This window comes from Thioalkalivibrio versutus, assembly GCF_001999325.1.
Taxonomy (GTDB): Bacteria; Pseudomonadota; Gammaproteobacteria; order Ectothiorhodospirales; family Ectothiorhodospiraceae; genus Thioalkalivibrio; species Thioalkalivibrio versutus.
This window is the reverse complement of sequence record NZ_MVAR01000031.1, coordinates 1-16815: the sequence shown is the minus strand read 5'-3', so window position 1 is coordinate 16815 and position 16815 is coordinate 1. Positions and strand designations below refer to the sequence as shown.

General features: G+C 65.1%; 16 protein-coding genes and 1 tRNA gene. 1 reads left to right on the top strand and 16 read right to left on the bottom strand.

Annotated elements, in window-relative coordinates:
* Nucleotides 1-31: 31 nt before the first annotated feature.
* The 13 genes from nuoF to rlmE all read right to left on the bottom strand — a co-directional run bounded on the left by nuoF (nucleotide 32) and on the right by rlmE (nucleotide 11297).
* Nucleotides 32-1312, bottom strand: a complete 1281-nt coding sequence (gene nuoF / locus B0684_RS11015) for an NADH-quinone oxidoreductase subunit NuoF (RefSeq protein ID WP_018650400.1) — start codon at nucleotides 1310-1312, stop codon at nucleotides 32-34.
* A gap of 1 nt (nucleotide 1313) precedes the next feature.
* Nucleotides 1314-1844: an NADH-quinone oxidoreductase subunit NuoE family protein gene (locus B0684_RS11010; RefSeq protein ID WP_018167902.1), complete on the bottom strand. Its 531-nt coding sequence runs from the start codon at nucleotides 1842-1844 to the stop codon at nucleotides 1314-1316.
* A complete protein-coding gene (locus tag B0684_RS11005; protein ID WP_018146234.1) occupies nucleotides 1844-3097 on the bottom strand; it encodes an NADH-quinone oxidoreductase subunit D in 1254 nt (417 codons plus the stop codon). The genes B0684_RS11010 and B0684_RS11005 overlap by 1 nt, the downstream gene beginning before the upstream one ends.
* Nucleotides 3090-3809 (bottom strand): NADH-quinone oxidoreductase subunit C, encoded by a 720-nt coding sequence (locus B0684_RS11000; RefSeq protein ID WP_018146235.1) that lies wholly within the window; start codon nucleotides 3807-3809, stop codon nucleotides 3090-3092. The genes B0684_RS11005 and B0684_RS11000 overlap by 8 nt, the downstream gene beginning before the upstream one ends.
* Nucleotides 3810-3826: 17 nt before the next feature.
* Entirely contained in the window at nucleotides 3827-4303 is a 477-nt protein-coding gene (locus tag B0684_RS10995; protein WP_012982122.1) for a NuoB/complex I 20 kDa subunit family protein, read from the bottom strand.
* Nucleotides 4294-4650: an NADH-quinone oxidoreductase subunit A gene (locus B0684_RS10990; RefSeq protein WP_018146236.1), complete on the bottom strand. Its 357-nt coding sequence runs from the start codon at nucleotides 4648-4650 to the stop codon at nucleotides 4294-4296. The genes B0684_RS10995 and B0684_RS10990 overlap by 10 nt, the downstream gene beginning before the upstream one ends.
* A 265-nt stretch (nucleotides 4651-4915) precedes the next feature.
* Nucleotides 4916-5000 (bottom strand) — tRNA-Leu (locus B0684_RS10985).
* A gap of 22 nt (nucleotides 5001-5022) precedes the next feature.
* Nucleotides 5023-5406, bottom strand: a complete 384-nt coding sequence (gene secG, locus B0684_RS10980) for a preprotein translocase subunit SecG (RefSeq protein ID WP_018167903.1) — start codon at nucleotides 5404-5406, stop codon at nucleotides 5023-5025.
* On the bottom strand, nucleotides 5403-6170 hold the full coding sequence (gene tpiA, locus B0684_RS10975; RefSeq protein ID WP_018167904.1) for a triose-phosphate isomerase: 768 nt from the start codon (nucleotides 6168-6170) through the stop codon (nucleotides 5403-5405). The genes secG and tpiA overlap by 4 nt, the downstream gene beginning before the upstream one ends.
* A 145-nt stretch (nucleotides 6171-6315) precedes the next feature.
* Complete coding sequence (gene glmM / locus B0684_RS10970; RefSeq protein ID WP_018167905.1) at nucleotides 6316-7656, bottom strand: phosphoglucosamine mutase; 1341 nt, start codon at nucleotides 7654-7656, stop codon at nucleotides 6316-6318.
* Nucleotides 7656-8543 carry a dihydropteroate synthase gene (gene folP / locus B0684_RS10965; RefSeq protein ID WP_026305865.1) on the bottom strand — a complete coding sequence of 296 codons (888 nt, stop codon included), beginning with the start codon at nucleotides 8541-8543 and terminating at the stop codon, nucleotides 7656-7658. Before folP ends, glmM begins: the two co-directional genes overlap by 1 nt.
* 104 nt (nucleotides 8544-8647) lie before the next feature.
* Nucleotides 8648-10627: an ATP-dependent zinc metalloprotease FtsH gene (gene ftsH / locus B0684_RS10960; protein WP_018146241.1), complete on the bottom strand. Its 1980-nt coding sequence runs from the start codon at nucleotides 10625-10627 to the stop codon at nucleotides 8648-8650.
* Between the two features lie 43 nt (nucleotides 10628-10670).
* Nucleotides 10671-11297 carry a 23S rRNA (uridine(2552)-2'-O)-methyltransferase RlmE gene (gene rlmE, locus B0684_RS10955; RefSeq protein WP_018167907.1) on the bottom strand — a complete coding sequence of 209 codons (627 nt, stop codon included), beginning with the start codon at nucleotides 11295-11297 and terminating at the stop codon, nucleotides 10671-10673.
* 68 nt (nucleotides 11298-11365) lie between these two features.
* Between rlmE and yhbY the strand changes: the two genes are divergently transcribed.
* Nucleotides 11366-11665, top strand: coding sequence for a ribosome assembly RNA-binding protein YhbY (gene yhbY, locus B0684_RS10950; protein ID WP_018146243.1), 300 nt, complete (start codon nucleotides 11366-11368; stop codon nucleotides 11663-11665).
* Nucleotides 11666-11714: 49 nt separating this feature from the next.
* On the opposite strand, the gene greA is transcribed toward yhbY, so the two are convergent.
* The 3 genes from greA to carA are packed head-to-tail and all read right to left on the bottom strand — an operon-like array spanning nucleotide 11715 to nucleotide 16618.
* Nucleotides 11715-12194 (bottom strand): transcription elongation factor GreA, encoded by a 480-nt coding sequence (greA, locus tag B0684_RS10945; protein WP_018146244.1) that lies wholly within the window; start codon nucleotides 12192-12194, stop codon nucleotides 11715-11717.
* The gene (carB, locus tag B0684_RS10940; protein WP_018146245.1) at nucleotides 12191-15424 is read right to left on the bottom strand and encodes a carbamoyl-phosphate synthase large subunit; all 3234 of its coding nucleotides are present in this window, start codon (nucleotides 15422-15424) and stop codon (nucleotides 12191-12193) included. The genes greA and carB overlap by 4 nt, the downstream gene beginning before the upstream one ends.
* A gap of 60 nt (nucleotides 15425-15484) precedes the next feature.
* Entirely contained in the window at nucleotides 15485-16618 is a 1134-nt protein-coding gene (gene carA, locus B0684_RS10935; protein WP_018176464.1) for a glutamine-hydrolyzing carbamoyl-phosphate synthase small subunit, read from the bottom strand.
* Nucleotides 16619-16815: the final 197 nt, after the last annotated feature.

Below are 16815 nucleotides of genomic sequence, written 5' to 3'. Positions count from 1 at the left end.
TCGATTCCTGATGCGATGGCGCGGTAGAGCGTCAGGCGGCGTCTGCCACCGGGCTCCGGCCGTGCTGGATGTAGTATTCGAATTCGTGGCGGAAATGCTTGACGAAGCTGCGCACCGGCATGGCGGCGGCGTCGCCCAGGGCGCAGATGGTATGGCCCTCGATCTTGCTGGCCACGTCGTCCAGCCGTTCCAGGTCCTCGGGTCGGCCCTGGCCCTCGACGATGCGAGTAAGCATGCGGTAGAGCCAGCCGGTCCCCTCGCGGCAGGGCGTGCACTGGCCACAGGACTCGGAGAAATAGAAGCGAGAGATCCGCTGCAGGGACTTCACCATGTCGGCGGTCTCGTCCATCACGATCACCGCCCCGGAACCCAGCATGGAACCGGCATGCGCGATGGAATCGAAGTCCATGTTGGCCTTCAGCATCACGTCGCCCGGTACCACCGGCACCGATGATCCGCCCGGGACCACCGCCTTCAGCTTGCGCCCGTTCAGCACACCGCCAGCCATTTCCAGCAGATCCTTGAACGGAGTGCCCAGTGGGATCTCGAAGTTGCCCGGCTTGTTCACGTGCCCGGACACCGAGAACAGCTTCTCGCCCCCGGACTTGGGCACACCCAGATCCGCGAACCACTGGCCGCCGTTGCGGATGATCGACGGGATCGAGGCGAGCGACTCGGTGTTATTGATCGTGGTCGGCTTGCCGTACAGGCCGTAGTTGGCCGGAAACGGGGGCTTGAAGCGCGGCTGGCCCTTCTTGCCTTCCAGCGATTCCAGCAGCGCCGTCTCTTCGCCACAGATATAGGCGCCCGCCCCCAGCGACGGATGCAGATCGAAGTCCACCCCCGAGCCGAAGATGTCCTTGCCGAGGTAGCCGGCTTCGTAGGCCTCCTGCAGCGCGGCCGTAAAGCGCGTGTTCACTTCGTCCATGAACTCGCCGCGCATGTAGTTGTAGCCCACCGTCGCGCCGATCGCGTACCCAGCGATCGCCATCCCCTCGATCAGCGCATGCGGGTTGTACATCAGGATCTCGCGATCCTTGCAGGTACCCGGCTCGGATTCATCCGAGTTGCAGACGATGTACTTCTGCCCCGGGCTGTTGCGCGGCATGAACGACCACTTGAGACCGGTTGGGAAACCCGCACCTCCGCGGCCGCGGAGGTTGGAGGTCTTGACCTCCTCGATCACGTCCTCGGGGGCCATCTTGCCCTTGTAGACCTTCTCCAGCGCCTGATAGCCGCCGACGCTCTTGTAGGTCTCGAGCGCGGCGGCGTTGTCCAGGTAACGCGTCGCAAAGCAGATCTGGTTGGCCATGCTACTTCTCCAGACCGTCGAGGATCTCGTCGACCCGCTCGGGGGTGAGATTCTCGTAGTACTTGTGGTCCACCTGCATCATCGGGGCGCCGCAACAGGCTGCAAGGCACTCCTCTTCCAGCTTCAGGTAGAACTTGCCGTCCGGTGTACTCTCGCCGCGCTTGATGCCCAGACGCTTCTCGAGATGCTCGATGATCGGCTCGGCGCCGCGCAGCATGCAGGAGATGTTGTCGCACACCATGATGGTGTGCTTGCCCACCGGCTCCAGTTCGTACATGGAGTAGAACGAACCCACCTCGTACACCGCGATCGCCGGCAACCCGAGATAGTCGGCCACGGCATCCATCTTCGCGGTGGAGAGATAGCCATCCTCGTGCTGCACCGCACGCAGAGCCCCCAGAACGGCCGAGCGCTTTTGATCCTCGGGATAGCGCGCCAGCCAGGCGTCGATTTCTTCGCGCTCGTGCGCGCTCAGCTCGACCTTCTTCGCGGCGTGCTTGTGGAAGGCGACAGTTTTCTGTTCGGCAGCCATCAGCGGTCGATCTCCCCGAATACGATGTCCTGAGTCCCGATGATGGCGACCACATCGGCCAGCATGTGGCCGCGCGCCATCTCGTCCAGCGCGGACAGGTGCACAAAGCCCGGCGGACGGACCTTCAGACGATACGGTTTGTTGGAACCATCCGAGACCAGGTAGACCCCGAACTCGCCCTTCGGATGCTCGATCGCCGCGTAGGCCTCGCCTTCCGGCAGGCACATGCCCTCGGTGAACAGCTTGAAGTGGTGGATCAGGGCCTCCATGTCGGCCTTCATCTCCTCGCGCTTTGGCGGGGTGATCTTGTGATCCTCGAGGAGCACCGGGCCCGGATTCTGGCGCAGCCAGTCCACACACTGACGAATGATGCGGTTCGACTGGCGCATCTCCTCGATGCGCACCAGGTAGCGGTCGTAACAATCGCCGTTGGTGCCCACCGGGATGTCGAAATCGAGACGGTCGTAGACCTCGTAGGGCTGCTTCTTGCGCAGGTCCCACTCGATTCCCGAGCCGCGCAGCATCGGGCCGGTGAAGCCCAGCTGCTTCGCACGATCCGGGTCGACCACGCCGATCCCGACGGTGCGCTGCTTCCAGATCCGGTTATCGGTCAGCAGGGTCTCGTACTCGTCCACGCAGCCGGGGAAGCGCTCGGTAAACGCCTCGATGAAGTCCAGCAACGAGCCCTGACGGATCTTGTTCAGGTCATCCACCACCTCCTGCGACTTCCAGGAGGACGGTTGATACTTCGGCATCGTGCCGGGCAGGTCCCGCGCGACACCGCCAGGGCGGTAATAGGTCGCGTGCATGCGCGCACCCGAGACCGCCTCGTAGCAGTCCATCAGGTCCTCGCGCTCACGGAAGGCGTACAGGAACACCGCCATGGCGCCGATATCCAGCGCATGCGCCCCCAGCCACATCAGGTGGTTCAGGATGCGGGTGATCTCGTCGAACATCACCCGGATGTACTGCGCGCGCAGCGGGGCCTCGATGCCCAGCAGCTTTTCCATCGCGAGCACATAGCCGTGCTCGTTAGCCATCATGGACACGTAGTCCAGACGGTCCATGTAGCCGATCGACTGGTTGTACGGCTTGCTCTCCGCGAGCTTCTCGGTGCCGCGGTGCAGCAGGCCGATGTGCGGGTCGGCCCGCTGCACCACCTCGCCATCCATCTCCAGCACCAGGCGCAATACGCCGTGGGCGGAGGGATGCTGCGGCCCGAAGTTCAGGGTGAAGTTGCGAATCTCAGGCATTCTCGGCTCCTTCGCCCGGCTTCTCGCCCTCGCTGTAGCGATGGTCGGCGCGGATCACCTTGGGCACCAGCACGCGCGGCTCGATCGTCACCGGCTGGTACACCACACGGGCCTGCTCGGCGTCATAACGCATCTCGACATGCCCGATCAGCGGGAAGTCCTTGCGGAACGGATGCCCCACAAAGCCGTAGTCCGTGAGGATGCGGCGCAGGTCCGGATGCCCGGAGAACAGGATGCCGAACAGATCGAAGGCCTCGCGCTCGAACCAGTTGGCCGAGGCCCAGACGTCCACGAGGGATTCGACCTCGGGGAACTCCTCGTCACTGAGCCAGGCGCGCATCCGCACGCGGCGGTTATGCTCGAGCGACAGCAGGTGGGCCACCACGGTGAACCGCGGGCCGTCCCAGTTGGAATCTTCCGGAGCATCATCGAAGGTGAAACGCCCGGAGGTCGCCGCTTCGACACCGCGGGAAAAGCCCGTATTGGTGGCGGAGTCGGTGCCCCATTCGTCCTGCCCGTATTCGAGGTAGTCCACCCCGCACAGGTCGATCAGGATCTCGAAGCCCAGGGCGTCGCGCAGCTTCTCGCCCGCCTCGCGCCAGGAGCCCGGTGCGATATCGACAGTAATCTCGCCGTTCGCCTCGTGCAGGCTTTCCAGGGCATCGCCCAGTTCCGCCCGCAGGGCGTCGGTCCAGTTGTCTTGTTCAGCCATCTGCTACCCCGGGTGCGTCAGCGCGCGATCGTGTTCGTGCGCCGGATCTTGTTCTGCAGCTGGATAATGCCGTAGAGCAGCGCCTCCGCCGTCGGCGGGCACCCCGGCACGTAGACATCCACCGGCACGATGCGGTCGCAACCGCGCACCACCGCATAGGAGTAGTGGTAGTACCCGCCCCCGTTGGCGCAGGAGCCCATGGAGATCACCCAGCGCGGCTCGGGCATCTGGTCGTAGACCTTGCGCAGAGCCGGCGCCATCTTGTTGACTAGGGTGCCGGCCACAATCATCACGTCCGACTGGCGCGGGCTCGGCCGAAAGATGATCCCGAAGCGGTCGAGGTCGTAGCGCGCGGCACCGGCATGCATCATCTCCACCGCGCAGCACGCGAGACCGAAGGTCATCGGCCAGAGCGACCCGGTGCGGGCCCAGTTGATGAGCTTGTCCGCCGAGGTGGTGACGAAGCCCTTCTCAAGAACGCCTTCTATTCCCATTCCAGCGCCCCCTTCTTCCACTCGTAGATGAAACCGACGACCAGAATGACAAGAAACAGGGCCATCGCAAGAAGCCCGAACAGGCCAATGGTGTCTAGCGACACGGCCCACGGGAAGAGAAACGCGATCTCGAGATCAAAGATGATGAACAGGATCGCGACCAGGTAGAAGCGGACATCGAACTTCAGCCGCGAATCCTCGAAGGCCTCGAAGCCGCACTCGTAGGGCGAATTTTTCGCCGCGTCCGGCTTGTGCGGACCCACGGCCATACCGACCACCAGCGGCACGACGCCGATCACGATGCCTACTGCGATGAACAGCAGGATGGGTAAATAACCTTCCAGCATTTCTCTCTCCCGTACGCCGCCTCAGGCGGGCAGGTTCGCGAGGCGTCGCGTGGATCGAGCGCGCCGGCGAGCCGTTCAGCGTTGCTGGTTGAAAGCGCGGGTACGACTCGGTCCCGCACAGACGCGGCAGAGCCGTACACCGGGCACGGAGTCTAGGTGATGCCCAAAAACGGTGTCAAGTATTCGTAATTTTATAAGATGCTGTTTTTATTGTTAATTACCCCGGGCGCCGACAGATATTCAGCGGCCCGGGGCAACGAGTATTTGGTGCAGATGGTGGGACTCGAACCCACACGGCTTGCGCCACTACCCCCTCAAGATAGCGTGTCTACCAATTCCACCACATCTGCCAATTCGTACAGGTACCGGATCTCAATCGGGCACATCGGCCGGCCGGCCGGATTGCGGGCCGCTGCCACCCGGGGGCTCTTGCCCCGGGAGCACTTCGGGCGGGAGGTCCGGCGGACCATCGCCCTCTTCTTCCATTGCCTCCATCTGGTCCAGCAGGCTCTCGGCCTCCGGGCTGGATGCCGCCAGATACGCAAGCGTCAGGCTGTTGAGGAAAAAGACCACCGCCAGCACGGCCGTCGAGCGGCTCAGGAAGTTCGCCGACCCGGCCGCACCGAACACCGTCGCCGATGCGCCGCTGCCGAAGGCCGCGCCGGCATCGGCGCCCTTGCCGTGCTGCATCAGGATCAGCGCGATCAGGCCAAGCGATACCGCGACCTGGACCACCAGGAGCAGGCCGTAAATCATGCCGCGACCTGCTCGCCCGCGGCGCGGGCAATGGCGGAAAATGCGTCGGCATCCAGCGAGGCACCGCCGATCAAACCGCCGTCGATGTCCTCGAGCGCCAGGAGGCCGGCCGCATTATCGGCCTTCATGCTGCCCCCGTAGAGGATGCGCAGATCGGCTGCGACCTGCGGGTCGCGACCCGCAACACGATTGCGGATGAATGCATGCACTTCCTGGGCCTGTTCCGGCGTGGCGGTCAGACCGGTGCCAATCGCCCAAACCGGCTCGTAGGCGATCACGGCGCGGTCGAACGCCTCGACTCCGGCCGCATCCAGGACCGCATCGAGTTGCTCGGCGACCACAGTCTCGGTGCGCCCGCCTTCGCGGTCGGCCTTCTGCTCGCCCACACACAGGATCGGCGTCAGCCCGGCGGCCTGCGCCGCAACGAACTTGGCTGCTACCCAGGCATTGTCCTCGTTCTGCCGCTCGCGGCGCTCGGAATGCCCGACGATCACATAGCGGCAGCCCACCTCGGCCAGCATGGAGCCGGCCAGTTCGCCGGTGTAGGCACCCTTTTCCTGGTCGGAACAATCCTGCGCGCCGACGGCGATGGGGCCACCGGACAGGTCATTCGCGATTTCGGCGAGGTAGACCGCGGGCGGGCAGACCGCCACGTCCACGCCCCGGATGTCGCCCAGGCTGCCCTTCAGGGCGGACAGGAGCGCGCGGTTCGCGTCCCGCGAACCGTTCATCTTCCAGTTTCCGGCGACCAGCGGCGTGCGCATGCGGATCTTCCTCCTGCGATCGGCCGAACCCCGCAGATACACGGGGTCCGATCATGATGATTAGAGCGGCGGGATGTTACCGGCGCACCGGTAGCAAATCAACCAAGCCGTCGCGGGGCGCGCAGGCGAGGCTTGGTTGCGGCAATCAGATCGCCGCCCGGATGCTGTCCGCGATGCGCTCGGCGGCCGAGCGGGTCTCGTCGACATCTTCGCCCTCAACCATCACCCGCACCAGGGGCTCGGTACCGGAGGGACGCAGCAGGACCCGGCCACGCTGGCCGAGCTGATCCTCCACCGCGGCGACCTCGGCGCGCACTGGCTCGGCCTCCAGGCAGCCGGCCGCGGCACCGCTGACGGGCACGTTGATCAGGCACTGCGGCAGCTTGGGAATGGCCGCTGCGAGCGCCGAGAGCGGCTGACCGGTACGGTGCATCAGGTGTGCAACCTGCAACGCCGCCACCGTACCGTCGCCGGTCGTGGTGTGCTCCAGACAGACAATATGACCCGACCCCTCGCCGCCCAGGGTCCAGTCGCGACGGCGGAGCTCCTCCAGGACATAGCGATCCCCGACCTTCGCGCGCACGAACGGGATGCCGGCGCCCCCCAGGGCCTGCTCCAGCCCCAGGTTGGTCATCAGGGTCCCGACCACACCGCCGTCGAAGCCCCCGGCCTGTTGCCGCGCCAGCGCCAGGATACCGAGGATCTGGTCCCCGTCGACCACGGTGCCGTCGGCATCGGCCAAGATCACCCGGTCGCCGTCGCCGTCCAGCGCGATGCCGAGATCCGCCCCGGTCGCCCGCACCTGTTCGGCGACGTTCTCCGGGTGCAGGGCGCCGACCCCGTCGTTGATGTTGTAGCCGTCCGGACTGGCGCCGAGGATCTCGACCTGTGCCCCCAGCTCCTCGAACACGTGCGGGGAGACGTTGTAGGTCGCACCGTGGGCACAATCGATGACGATCTTCATCCCGCGCAGCTCGGAACGCGCCGGGATCGCGCTCTTGCAGAACTCGACGTAGCGTCCAGCGGCATCCTGGATGCGCACGGCCTTGCCCAGACGCGCACTGTTGATGGGCTGTGCCGGCTGATCGAGACGCGCCTCGATAGCCGCCTCGGTCGCATCCGGCAGCTTGTCGCCCTCGGGGGTGAAGAACTTGAACCCGTTGTCGTGGAATGGGTTGTGCGAGGCACTGATCACGACGCCCGCAGTGGCACGGAAGGTATGCGTCAAGTAGGCGATGGCCGGGGTCGGCATCGGTCCCAGCAACGCAACGTCCAGCCCGGCGGCGGACAACCCGGCCTCCAGTGCCGACTCGAACATGTAGCCGGACACGCGCGTGTCCTTGCCCACCAGGACCGGCCCCTGGCGGTGGCCGTTCTCGCCCAGCACCTCGCCCACGGCATACCCGAGGCGCAGCGCAAACTCCGGCGTCATCGGCCAGTCGCCGGTGCGCCCACGGATGCCGTCGGTTCCGAAATACTTGCCCATCAGTTCCCTCGATTGTCCTGTCCGTCGCCACCATCCGGTCGCAACGCTGAGTATAGCGCCAGGGCATCACGGGTCGCCGAGACATCGTGCACACGCAGGACACGCGCACCGGCCTGTGCCGCCAACAGGGCCGCCACGGCACTGCCGGGATCCCGCTCAGCGACCGGACGGTCATCCAGCAGCTGACCGATCATCGACTTGCGCGAGACGCCCACCAGCAGCGGCAAGCCGGAGGCCGCCAGGCGCGGCAGGCCGCGAAACAGCGCGACGTTGTGCTCCAGGGTCTTGCCGAAGCCGAAGCCCGGATCCAGCAGGATCTGGCCGCGCGGCACGCCGCCACGCAACAACTCCGCCACCCGCTGCTCGAGGAAGGCGCGCACCTCGTCCACCACATCGTCGTAATGCGGCTCCCGCTGCATCGACTGCGGATCGCCCTGCATGTGCATCGCGCAAAGCGCTACGCCACGCTCGCGGGCCGCCCCCATCGCGACCGCCAGCGCCCCTTCGGCGCGAAAGCCGTTCACGTCATTCAGCATCCCGGCACCGACGGCAACCGCCTCGCGCATCATCTCCGGCTTCATGGTGTCCACGGACAGCGGAACATCCAGTTCCGCGCGCAGGGCTTCGATGACCGGAAGCACCCGCTGACGCTCATCCTCCAGCGCCACTGGCGCCGCACCGGGGCGAGTGGATTCACCGCCCACGTCAAGGATCTCGGCCCCCTCCGCGACCATGGCGCGGGCCCGCGTCAGCGCATCTTCCACCCGCGCGTACTGGCCACCGTCGGAGAACGAGTCCGGGGTGACGTTCAGAATCCCCATGATCCGCGGCTGCCCAAGGTCTAGGGCGTGCCCCCCGCATTGCAGTACCGGTGCGTCAGTCGGCACGATCGGCGTTCTCCTGTGAGTACCCAACGAAAAAGGCCGCCAGGACGAGGGCCTGGCGGCCAGTGGCGGCGACCGGACCCAAGCCCGGTCACGAAGTGGACGGATCAGGACTGCGGCGCAGGACCGCCGACCACACCCTTGTCATCGTCACCCCGACCATCGGAGCCGTCCTTGGCGTCACCATCGGCATCCGAGGCACCACCCTCGGCCTCGTCGCTGGCCTGCGCCGAGCCACCGGAACCGCCGCCGCTATCCCAATCCGCCGGCTCGCGGGGCTCGCGCCCGGCCATGATGTCCGCGATCTGCTTGTCGTCGATGGTCTCGTATTTCATCAGTGCCCGCGCCATCGCGTGCAGCGTATCGATATTGTCGACCAGGATCTGCTTCGCATGCTGGTAGTTCGCATCGATGATGTGACGGACCTCGGCATCGATCTGGCGCGCAGTGTCGTCGGACATCGGCTTCGACTTGCCCATTTGCCCACCCAGGAACGGATGCCCTTCTTCCTCACCGTAATCCAGCGGGCCGAGCTTTTCCGACAGGCCCCACTTGGTGACCATGTTGCGGGCGATCTGAGTGGCGCGCTCGATATCGTTCGAGGCTCCGGTGGTCACCTTGTCATTGCCGAAGATAATCTCTTCTGCCAGACGCCCGCCAAACAGGCTCGCCAGCTGACTCTCCAGACGCGTCTTCGAGTGGCTGTAGCGGTCCTCCTCGGGCAGGAACATGGTCACGCCCAGGGCCCGCCCACGCGGGATGATGCTGACCTTGTAGACCGGGTCGTGCTCCGGCACCGTCAGGCCAACAATCGCGTGGCCGGCCTCATGGTAGGCGGTCAGCTTCTTCTCGTCCTCGGACATCACCATGGACTTGCGCTCGGCGCCCATCATGATCTTGTCCTTGGCGCGCTCGAAGTCGGACATGTCCACCAGGCGCTTGTTGGAGCGCGCCGCAAACAACGCCGCCTCGTTGACCAGGTTGGCCAGATCCGCGCCGGAGAAACCCGGCGTGCCGCGCGCGATCAGATCCGGACGCACGTCGTCGGAGATCGGCGTTTTCTTCATATGCACCTTGAGGATCTGCTCGCGACCGCGTACGTCCGGCGGCGGCACCACCACCTGGCGGTCGAAGCGACCCGGGCGGAGCAGCGCCGGGTCAAGCACGTCCGGACGGTTGGTCGCGGCAATCACGATAACCCCCTCGGTGCCCTCGAAGCCGTCCATCTCGACCAGCAGCTGGTTCAGGGTCTGCTCACGCTCGTCGTGACCGCCGCCCATGCCGGCACCACGCTGGCGACCGACCGCGTCGATCTCGTCGATGAAGATGATGCAGGGGGCGTGCTTCTTGGCCTCGGCGAACATGTCGCGCACGCGCGAGGCGCCCACGCCAACGAACATCTCGACGAAATCGGAACCGGAGATGCTGAAGAACGGCACCTTGGCCTCGCCGGCAATCGCCTTGGCCAGCAGCGTCTTGCCGGTACCCGGAGAGCCGACCATCAGCACGCCGCGCGGAATCTGGCCACCCAGCTTCTGGAACTTGGACGGGTCGCGCAGGAAGTCGACCAGCTCGGTCACCTCCTCCTTGGCCTCGTCGCAGCCGGCCACGTCATTGAAGCTGACCTTGACCTGGTCCTCGGACATCAGCTTGGCCTTGGACTTGCCGAAGGACATCGCGCCCTTGCCACCGGCACCACCGCCCTGCATCTGGCGCATGAAGTAGATCCACACGGCGATCAGCAACAGGATCGGGAACCAGCTGATCAGGATGCTCATCAGCAGGGAGCGCTCGGCTTCCTCGTGGGCGTTCAGCTCCACGTTGTTCTGCAGCAGGTCGCCGATCAGACCGGGGTCGTTCGGGTTCACCGTGGTAAACGCCTGGCCCTCGATCGTCGTACCCTCGATCTTCTCACCCTTGATGGTCACGTTGTCCACGCGACCGCCCTGCACGTCGCGGATGAACTCGGAGTACGTAATGCTCCGAACATCCTGCGTCTGCTGCTGCGGGCCGAAGTTGTTGAAGACGGACATCAGGACGACGGCAATTACCGCCCAGATGATCAGATTCTTGGCCAGACCGTTCAAAACGACACCTCGAAGAACATTTAATCGTTAGCTTTTGGCAGCTTTACACATCCCGGGGCTCACGCGCCAATACGTACACTTCGCGTGACCGTGGCCGCGATGCCTTCGGCTTGCGCACCTTTACCGAGCCGAACCGCCGACGCACCTCGGCCAGATAGGCATCAGAACCTTCACCCTGAAACAGCTTGACCAGAAATGCGCCCCCGGGGTTCAGAATGCGTGTCGCCAAGTCCAGCGCCAGTTCACAAAGATGGATCGAACGCGGCAGATCCACCGCACCCGTCCCGGTCAGGTTGGGGGCCATGTCGGAAAGCACAAGATCGGCACGCTCATCGCCCACCAGGGCAAGTATCGCGTCCAGCACGGCGTCCTCGCGGAAGTCGCCGGTGACGATCTCCGCGCCCGGCACCGGGTCCATCGGCAAGATGTCCGTGGCAATCAGCACGCCCTTGCGGCCAATCTTCCGAGCGGCGTACTGCGTCCAGCCGCCCGGTGCCGCGCCGAGGTCCACCACGCGCATGCCGGGTTTCAGCAACCGGTCGCGCTCATCGATCTCCTGCAGCTTGTACACCGCCCGCCCGCGGTAACCCTCCTGCTGGGCCCGCTGGACGTAGGGATCGTCGAAATGCTCCTTCAACCAGCGCTGACTGGAGCGGCTACGCTTGGGCATTGAGCGGCCTCGCAGCTGCGGACGGCATGCTACAATTTTGATGTTTAAACACTGAAAAATGGCCTCCTGTGAATCTGACCGACGCGCAACGCCGCCATCTGCGCAGCCTCGCCCATCCGCGCAAGCCCATCGTGACCATTGGCCGCAATGGGCTGACTGATGCCGTACTGGCGGAGCTGGAGCTGGCGCTGACCCACCACGAGCTGGTCAAGATCAAGGTGAACATCGGCGACCGCGAGGTCCGCAACGGCACCGTGGAAGAGCTCTGTGAACGCACCGGCGCCGCGCGAGTGCAACGCGTCGGCTATGTCGCCACCCTGTTCCGCCGCAACCCGGATGACCCGAAGGTCTCCCTGGACCCGGCCTGACCCCACCGCCCGGTTGCGCCCCTGAGCGCGACCGGGACCCGCCGCGTCATCAGTTGACGTAGCGAACCTCCAGGATCTCGTATTCCGTCTCCCCGCCCGGGGCCTGCACGGTCACGACGTCGCCTTCTTCCTTGCCGATCAGCGCCCGCGCAATCGGCGAAGACACCGAGATCATGTTGTTCTTGATATCGGCCTCGTCGTCACCAACGATCTTGTAGGTGACCTGGCGCCCGTCCGCAGTCGCCTCCAGCACCACGGTGGTCCCGAACACCACCTTGCCGGTCTGCGGCAGGGTGGCCACGTCGATGATCTGGGCGTTGGAGAGCTTCGACTCCAGCTCGCGGATGCGGCCCTCGATGAAGCTCTGCTGTTCGCGTGCCGCGTGGTACTCGGCATTCTCCTTGAGGTCGCCGTGCTCGCGCGCATCGGAGATCGCGTTGACCACGCGCGGGCGATCCTCGCCCTTCAGCTTCTTCAGCTCTTCCTTCATCTTTTCCGCGCCAGTCACGGTCAAGGGCGTCTTGTTCATGCGCTTTTCCCTCCGAGATTTTCCTGGTGGAGGTCCTGCAGCCGGAAGACGTCATTCGCCCCCAGGTGATCCAGGGCCTGTACGGTGGCCTTGGCCCCGGCGATCGTGGTGGTATAGCCCACCTTGTGCATCAACGCCTCGCGGCGAATGGTGTAGGAGTCGGAGGTCGACTGCTTCCCCTCCACGGTATTGATGATGAAGCTGATCTCGTCGTTCTTGATCATGTCCACGATGTGCGGGCGACCCTCGGTGACCTTGTTCACGCGCGTCACCTGAATGCCGGCTTCCTCCAGCACGTTCGCCGTGCCACGCGTCGCCAGGACCTCGAAGCCCAACTCCACCAGGCGCCGGGCCACTTCCGCCACGTGCGGCTTGTCGATCTCGCGCACCGACACGAAGGCCTTGCCGGTGGACGGCAACAGTACGCCCGCTCCCAGCTGGCTCTTGGCGAACGCCTCGGCAAAACTGCGCCCGACCCCCATCACCTCGCCAGTGGATTTCATCTCCGGCCCCAGGATCGGGTCCACGCCCTGGAACTTGGCGAACGGAAACACCGATTCCTTCACCGAATAATAGTCCGGATAGACCGCATCGCCCACGCCCTGCTCGGGCAAGGTCTGCCCGACCATGCAACGCGCGGCAATCTTGGCCAGCGGCCGTCCGACGCTCTTGGAGACGTACGGCACGGTGCGCGAGGCCCGTGGATTCACCTCCAGCACGTAGATATCGTCGCCCTTGATCGCAAACTGGGTGTTCATCAGGCCGACGACCTTCAGGCCCAGTGCCATCTTGCGCACCTGCTCGACCATCTCGTCCTGGAGTTCCATGGACAACGAGAACGGCGGCAGGGAACAGGCGGAGTCGCCCGAGTGCACGCCGGCCTGCTCGATGTGCTCCATGATCCCGCCGATGATCACGTTCTCGCCATCCGAGATCGCGTCGACGTCGACCTCGATGGCGTCATCCAGGAAGCGGTCCAGCAGCACCGGGGCATCATTGGAGACGGACACCGCGTTCTTCATGTAGCTGCGCAGGTCCTCGCGGTCGCGCACGATCTCCATCGCGCGCCCACCGAGCACGTAGGACGGACGTACGACCAGTGGGTAGCCGATCTCCTCGGCCAGCTTCTCGGCCTCCTCCTCGCTGCGCGCGGTGCGGTTCGGCGGCTGCTTGAGCCCCAGCTTGTTCAGCAGGGCCTGGAAGCGCTCGCGGTCCTCGGCCAGGTCGATGGAGTCCGGGCTGGTGCCGATGATCGGCACGCCAGCGGCCTCCAGGTCCCGCGCGAGCTTCAGTGGCGTCTGGCCACCGTACTGCACGATCACGCCGGCCGGCTTCTCGGTCGCCACGACCTCCAGCACGTCCTCCAGCGTCAGCGGCTCGAAATACAGCCGGTCCGAGGTGTCGTAATCGGTCGAGACCGTCTCCGGGTTGCAGTTGACCATGATGGTCTCGTACCCGTCCTCGCGCATCGCGAGCGCGGCATGCACGCAGCAGTAGTCGAACTCGATGCCCTGACCGATGCGGTTGGGCCCGCCGCCCAGCACCATGATCTTCTGCTTGTCGGTGGGATCCGCCTCGTTCTCCTCTTCGTACGAGGAGTACATGTAGGCCGTGGTAGTCGCGAACTCGGCCGCACAGGTATCCACCCGCTTGTACACCGGGCGCACGCCCAGTCCATGGCGGTGTTTGCGCACCGCCTTCTCGGTATCGTTCACAAGCTTCGCCAGGCGCAGGTCGGAGAATCCGCGCTGTTTCAGACGGTACATCTCCTCGGCGCTGATCTCGCCCAGGATGCGGTCCTTCACGCCCTTCTCGACGTCCACCAGCTCCTGGATCTGGGCCAGGAACCAGGGGTCGATCGCGGTCAGGTCGAAGATATCCTGGATCGAGAAACCCGCACGGAAGGCATCGGCCACGTACAGCACCTGCTCGGGGCTGGGGTTGGCGAGCTTCGTGCGCAGCTGATCGGTCACGTCATCGGCGGTCAGATCGATGCGCTCGTCGAGGCCGTCCATGCCGGTCTCCATCGAGCGCAGCGCCTTCTGGAACGACTCCTGGAAGGTGCGGCCAATGGCCATGGCCTCACCCACCGCCTTCATCTGGGTGGTCAGGCGTGCATCCGCCTGCGGGAACTTCTCGAAGGTGAAGCGCGGGATCTTGGTGACCACGTAATCGATGGACGGCTCGAACGAGGCCGGGGTCAGACCACCGGTAATGTCGTTCTTCAGCTCGTCGAGGGTGTAGCCCACCGCCAGCTTGGCCGCGACCTTGGCGATCGGGAAGCCGGTCGCCTTGGAGGCCAGCGCGGAGGAACGCGACACCCGCGGGTTCATCTCGATCACGATCATGCGCCCGTTCTCCGGGTTGATCGCGAACTGCACGTTGGAGCCACCGGTCTCCACGCCGATCTTGCGCAGTACCGCCAGCGAGGCGTCGCGCATGATCTGGTATTCCTTGTCGGTCAGGGTCTGCGCCGGGGCCACGGTGATCGAGTCGCCGGTGTGGATGCCCATCGGATCGAGGTTCTCGATCGAGCAGATGATGATGCAGTTGTCCGCCTTGTCACGGACCACCTCCATCTCGAACTCCTTCCAGCCGAGCGCGGACTCCTCCAGCAGCACCTGGTTCACCGGCGAGAGATCGATCCCGTTCTTGACGATGTACTCGAACTCCTCGCGGTTGTAGGCGATGCCGCCGCCCGAACCACCGAGGGTGAACGACGGCCGGATGATCACCGGGAAGCCGATCTTCGGCTGGATCTCCTGCGCCTCCTCCCAGGAGTGCGCGAGCATCGCGGTCGGCGTATCCAGGCCGATATCAGCCATCGCCGCCTTGAAGTGGTCGCGGTCCTCGGCCATATCGATCGCCGCCTCGTTGGCACCGATCATTTCCACTCCGAACTTCTCCAGCACGCCTTCCCGGGACAGGTCCAGCGCGCAGTTCAGCGCGGTCTGCCCGCCCATGGTCGGCAGCACCGCGTCCGGGCGCTCCTTCTCGATGATCTGGGCGACCGTCTGCCAGTCCACCGGCTCGATGTAGGTGGCATCCGCCATCTCGGGGTCGGTCATGATGGTCGCCGGGTTGGAGTTCACCAGGATCACCCGGTAGCCCTCCTCGCGCAGGGCCTTGCAGGCCTGGGCGCCGGAGTAATCGAACTCGCAGGCCTGACCGATCACGATCGGGCCGGCCCCGAGGATCAGGATGCTCTGGATGTCGGTACGCTTGGGCATGTGACGGCTCTCGCAGGCTGTCGAAATCGGAAATTCGGTCGGAAAATCGGGGGGAAGGCGTTAGCTGCGCGCCGTGCGCATCATCTCGACAAAGTCGTCGAACGCCGGGGACACGTCATGCGGCCCCGGGCTCGCCTCGGGGTGGCCCTGCAGGCTGAACGCCGGGCAGTCGGTGCGGGCGATGCCCTGCAGCGTGCCGTCGAACAGCGACCGGTACGTCGGCGTCAGCGTCTCCGGCAGGTTGTCCTCGTCGATCGCGAAGCCGTGGTTCTGCGACGAGATCATCACTCGCCCACTGGCCTCGTGCCGGATCGGGTGGTTCGCCCCGTGGTGGCCGAACTTCATCTTCACGCTCTTGCCGCCACTGGCGATACCCAGCAACTGATGCCCCAGGCAGATCCCGAACAGCGGCAGCTTGCGCTCGCAGAAATCCCGGATCGCCTCGATCGCATAGGTGCAGGGCTCGGGATCGCCCGGCCCGTTGGACAGGAACACCCCGTCGGGCTTCAGCTCCATCACCTCGTCCACCGGCGTCTCGGCCGGGACCACGGTCACGCGGCAGCCGCGATCGGCCAGCATGCGCAGGATGTTCTGCTTCATGCCAAAGTCGTAAGCCACCACGTGATAGTCGGCGGCCTTCGCATCGACCCGCGCCGGCTCCTCGCCCAGCTGCCAAGTCCCTTCCAGCCACTCGTAGCGGCTGCGCGTGGTCACCTCGCGCGCCAGATCCATGCCCTTGATCCCGGGGAACTCGCGCGCGGCCGCCAGGGCCGAGGCCTCGTCCACGTCGCCGGCCTGAATGCAGCCGTTCAGCGCGCCCTTCTCGCGCAGGATGCGGGTCAGCTTGCGGGTATCGATCCCGCTGATCGCCACAATGCCATGACGCAGCAGGTAGTCCGGCAGCGACTCGCGCGAGCGCCAGTTGGACACCAGCGGCGGCAGATCACGGATAATCAAGCCCGCGGCATGGGCCCGCGAGGACTCGTCGTCCTCCGGGTTCGTTCCGGTGTTGCCGATATGCGGATAGGTCAGCGTGACCATCTGCCGGTGATAGGACGGATCGGTGAGGATCTCCTGGTACCCGGTCATCGCGGTGTTGAACACCACCTCGCCAACCGTCTGGCCCAGGGCGCCAATCGCCTGACCATGAAACACAGTGCCATCTTCCAGGACGAGCAGAGCAGGCGCGGACACAGGGGGACCTCCAGGTGGTCTGGGTCGGGGCCGCCAGGCGATTCGCCGGCGGCGGTACTGCGATTCGTTCGGGATCTGCGACCCGCCCTCGTCCGCACCACTCTACCGGGGTGTGAACCCCTTTTTCGGCAACGATTCGGTGCTCGGAGGACGGATACGATTACGCCTTCAAGTGTACGCGAGCGCCGCGCGCGGCG

Bases quoted from the DNA above. Each gene is read 5' to 3' on its own strand.
- B0684_RS11000 (WP_018146235.1), bottom strand. From the start codon at position 3,809: ATGGCTGAACAAGACAACTGGACCGACGCCCTGCGGGCGGAACTGGGC.
- B0684_RS11005 (WP_018146234.1), bottom strand. From the start codon at position 3,097: ATGCCTGAGATTCGCAACTTCACCCTGAACTTCGGGCCGCAGCATCCC.
- greA (WP_018146244.1), bottom strand. From the start codon at position 12,194: ATGAACAAGACGCCCTTGACCGTGACTGGCGCGGAAAAGATGAAGGAA.
- tpiA (WP_018167904.1), bottom strand. From the start codon at position 6,170: ATGCGCACGCCGCTGGTCGCCGGAAACTGGAAGATGAACGGTTCGCGG.
- carB (WP_018146245.1), bottom strand. From the start codon at position 15,424: ATGCCCAAGCGTACCGACATCCAGAGCATCCTGATCCTCGGGGCCGGC.
- glmM (WP_018167905.1), bottom strand. From the start codon at position 7,656: ATGGGCAAGTATTTCGGAACCGACGGCATCCGTGGGCGCACCGGCGAC.
- B0684_RS11010 (WP_018167902.1), bottom strand. From the start codon at position 1,844: ATGGCTGCCGAACAGAAAACTGTCGCCTTCCACAAGCACGCCGCGAAG.
- secG (WP_018167903.1), bottom strand. From the start codon at position 5,406: ATGATTTACGGCCTGCTCCTGGTGGTCCAGGTCGCGGTATCGCTTGGC.
- rlmE (WP_018167907.1), bottom strand. From the start codon at position 11,297: ATGCCCAAGCGTAGCCGCTCCAGTCAGCGCTGGTTGAAGGAGCATTTC.
- B0684_RS10995 (WP_012982122.1), bottom strand. From the start codon at position 4,303: ATGGGAATAGAAGGCGTTCTTGAGAAGGGCTTCGTCACCACCTCGGCG.
- B0684_RS10990 (WP_018146236.1), bottom strand. From the start codon at position 4,650: ATGCTGGAAGGTTATTTACCCATCCTGCTGTTCATCGCAGTAGGCATC.
- nuoF (WP_018650400.1), bottom strand. From the start codon at position 1,312: ATGGCCAACCAGATCTGCTTTGCGACGCGTTACCTGGACAACGCCGCC.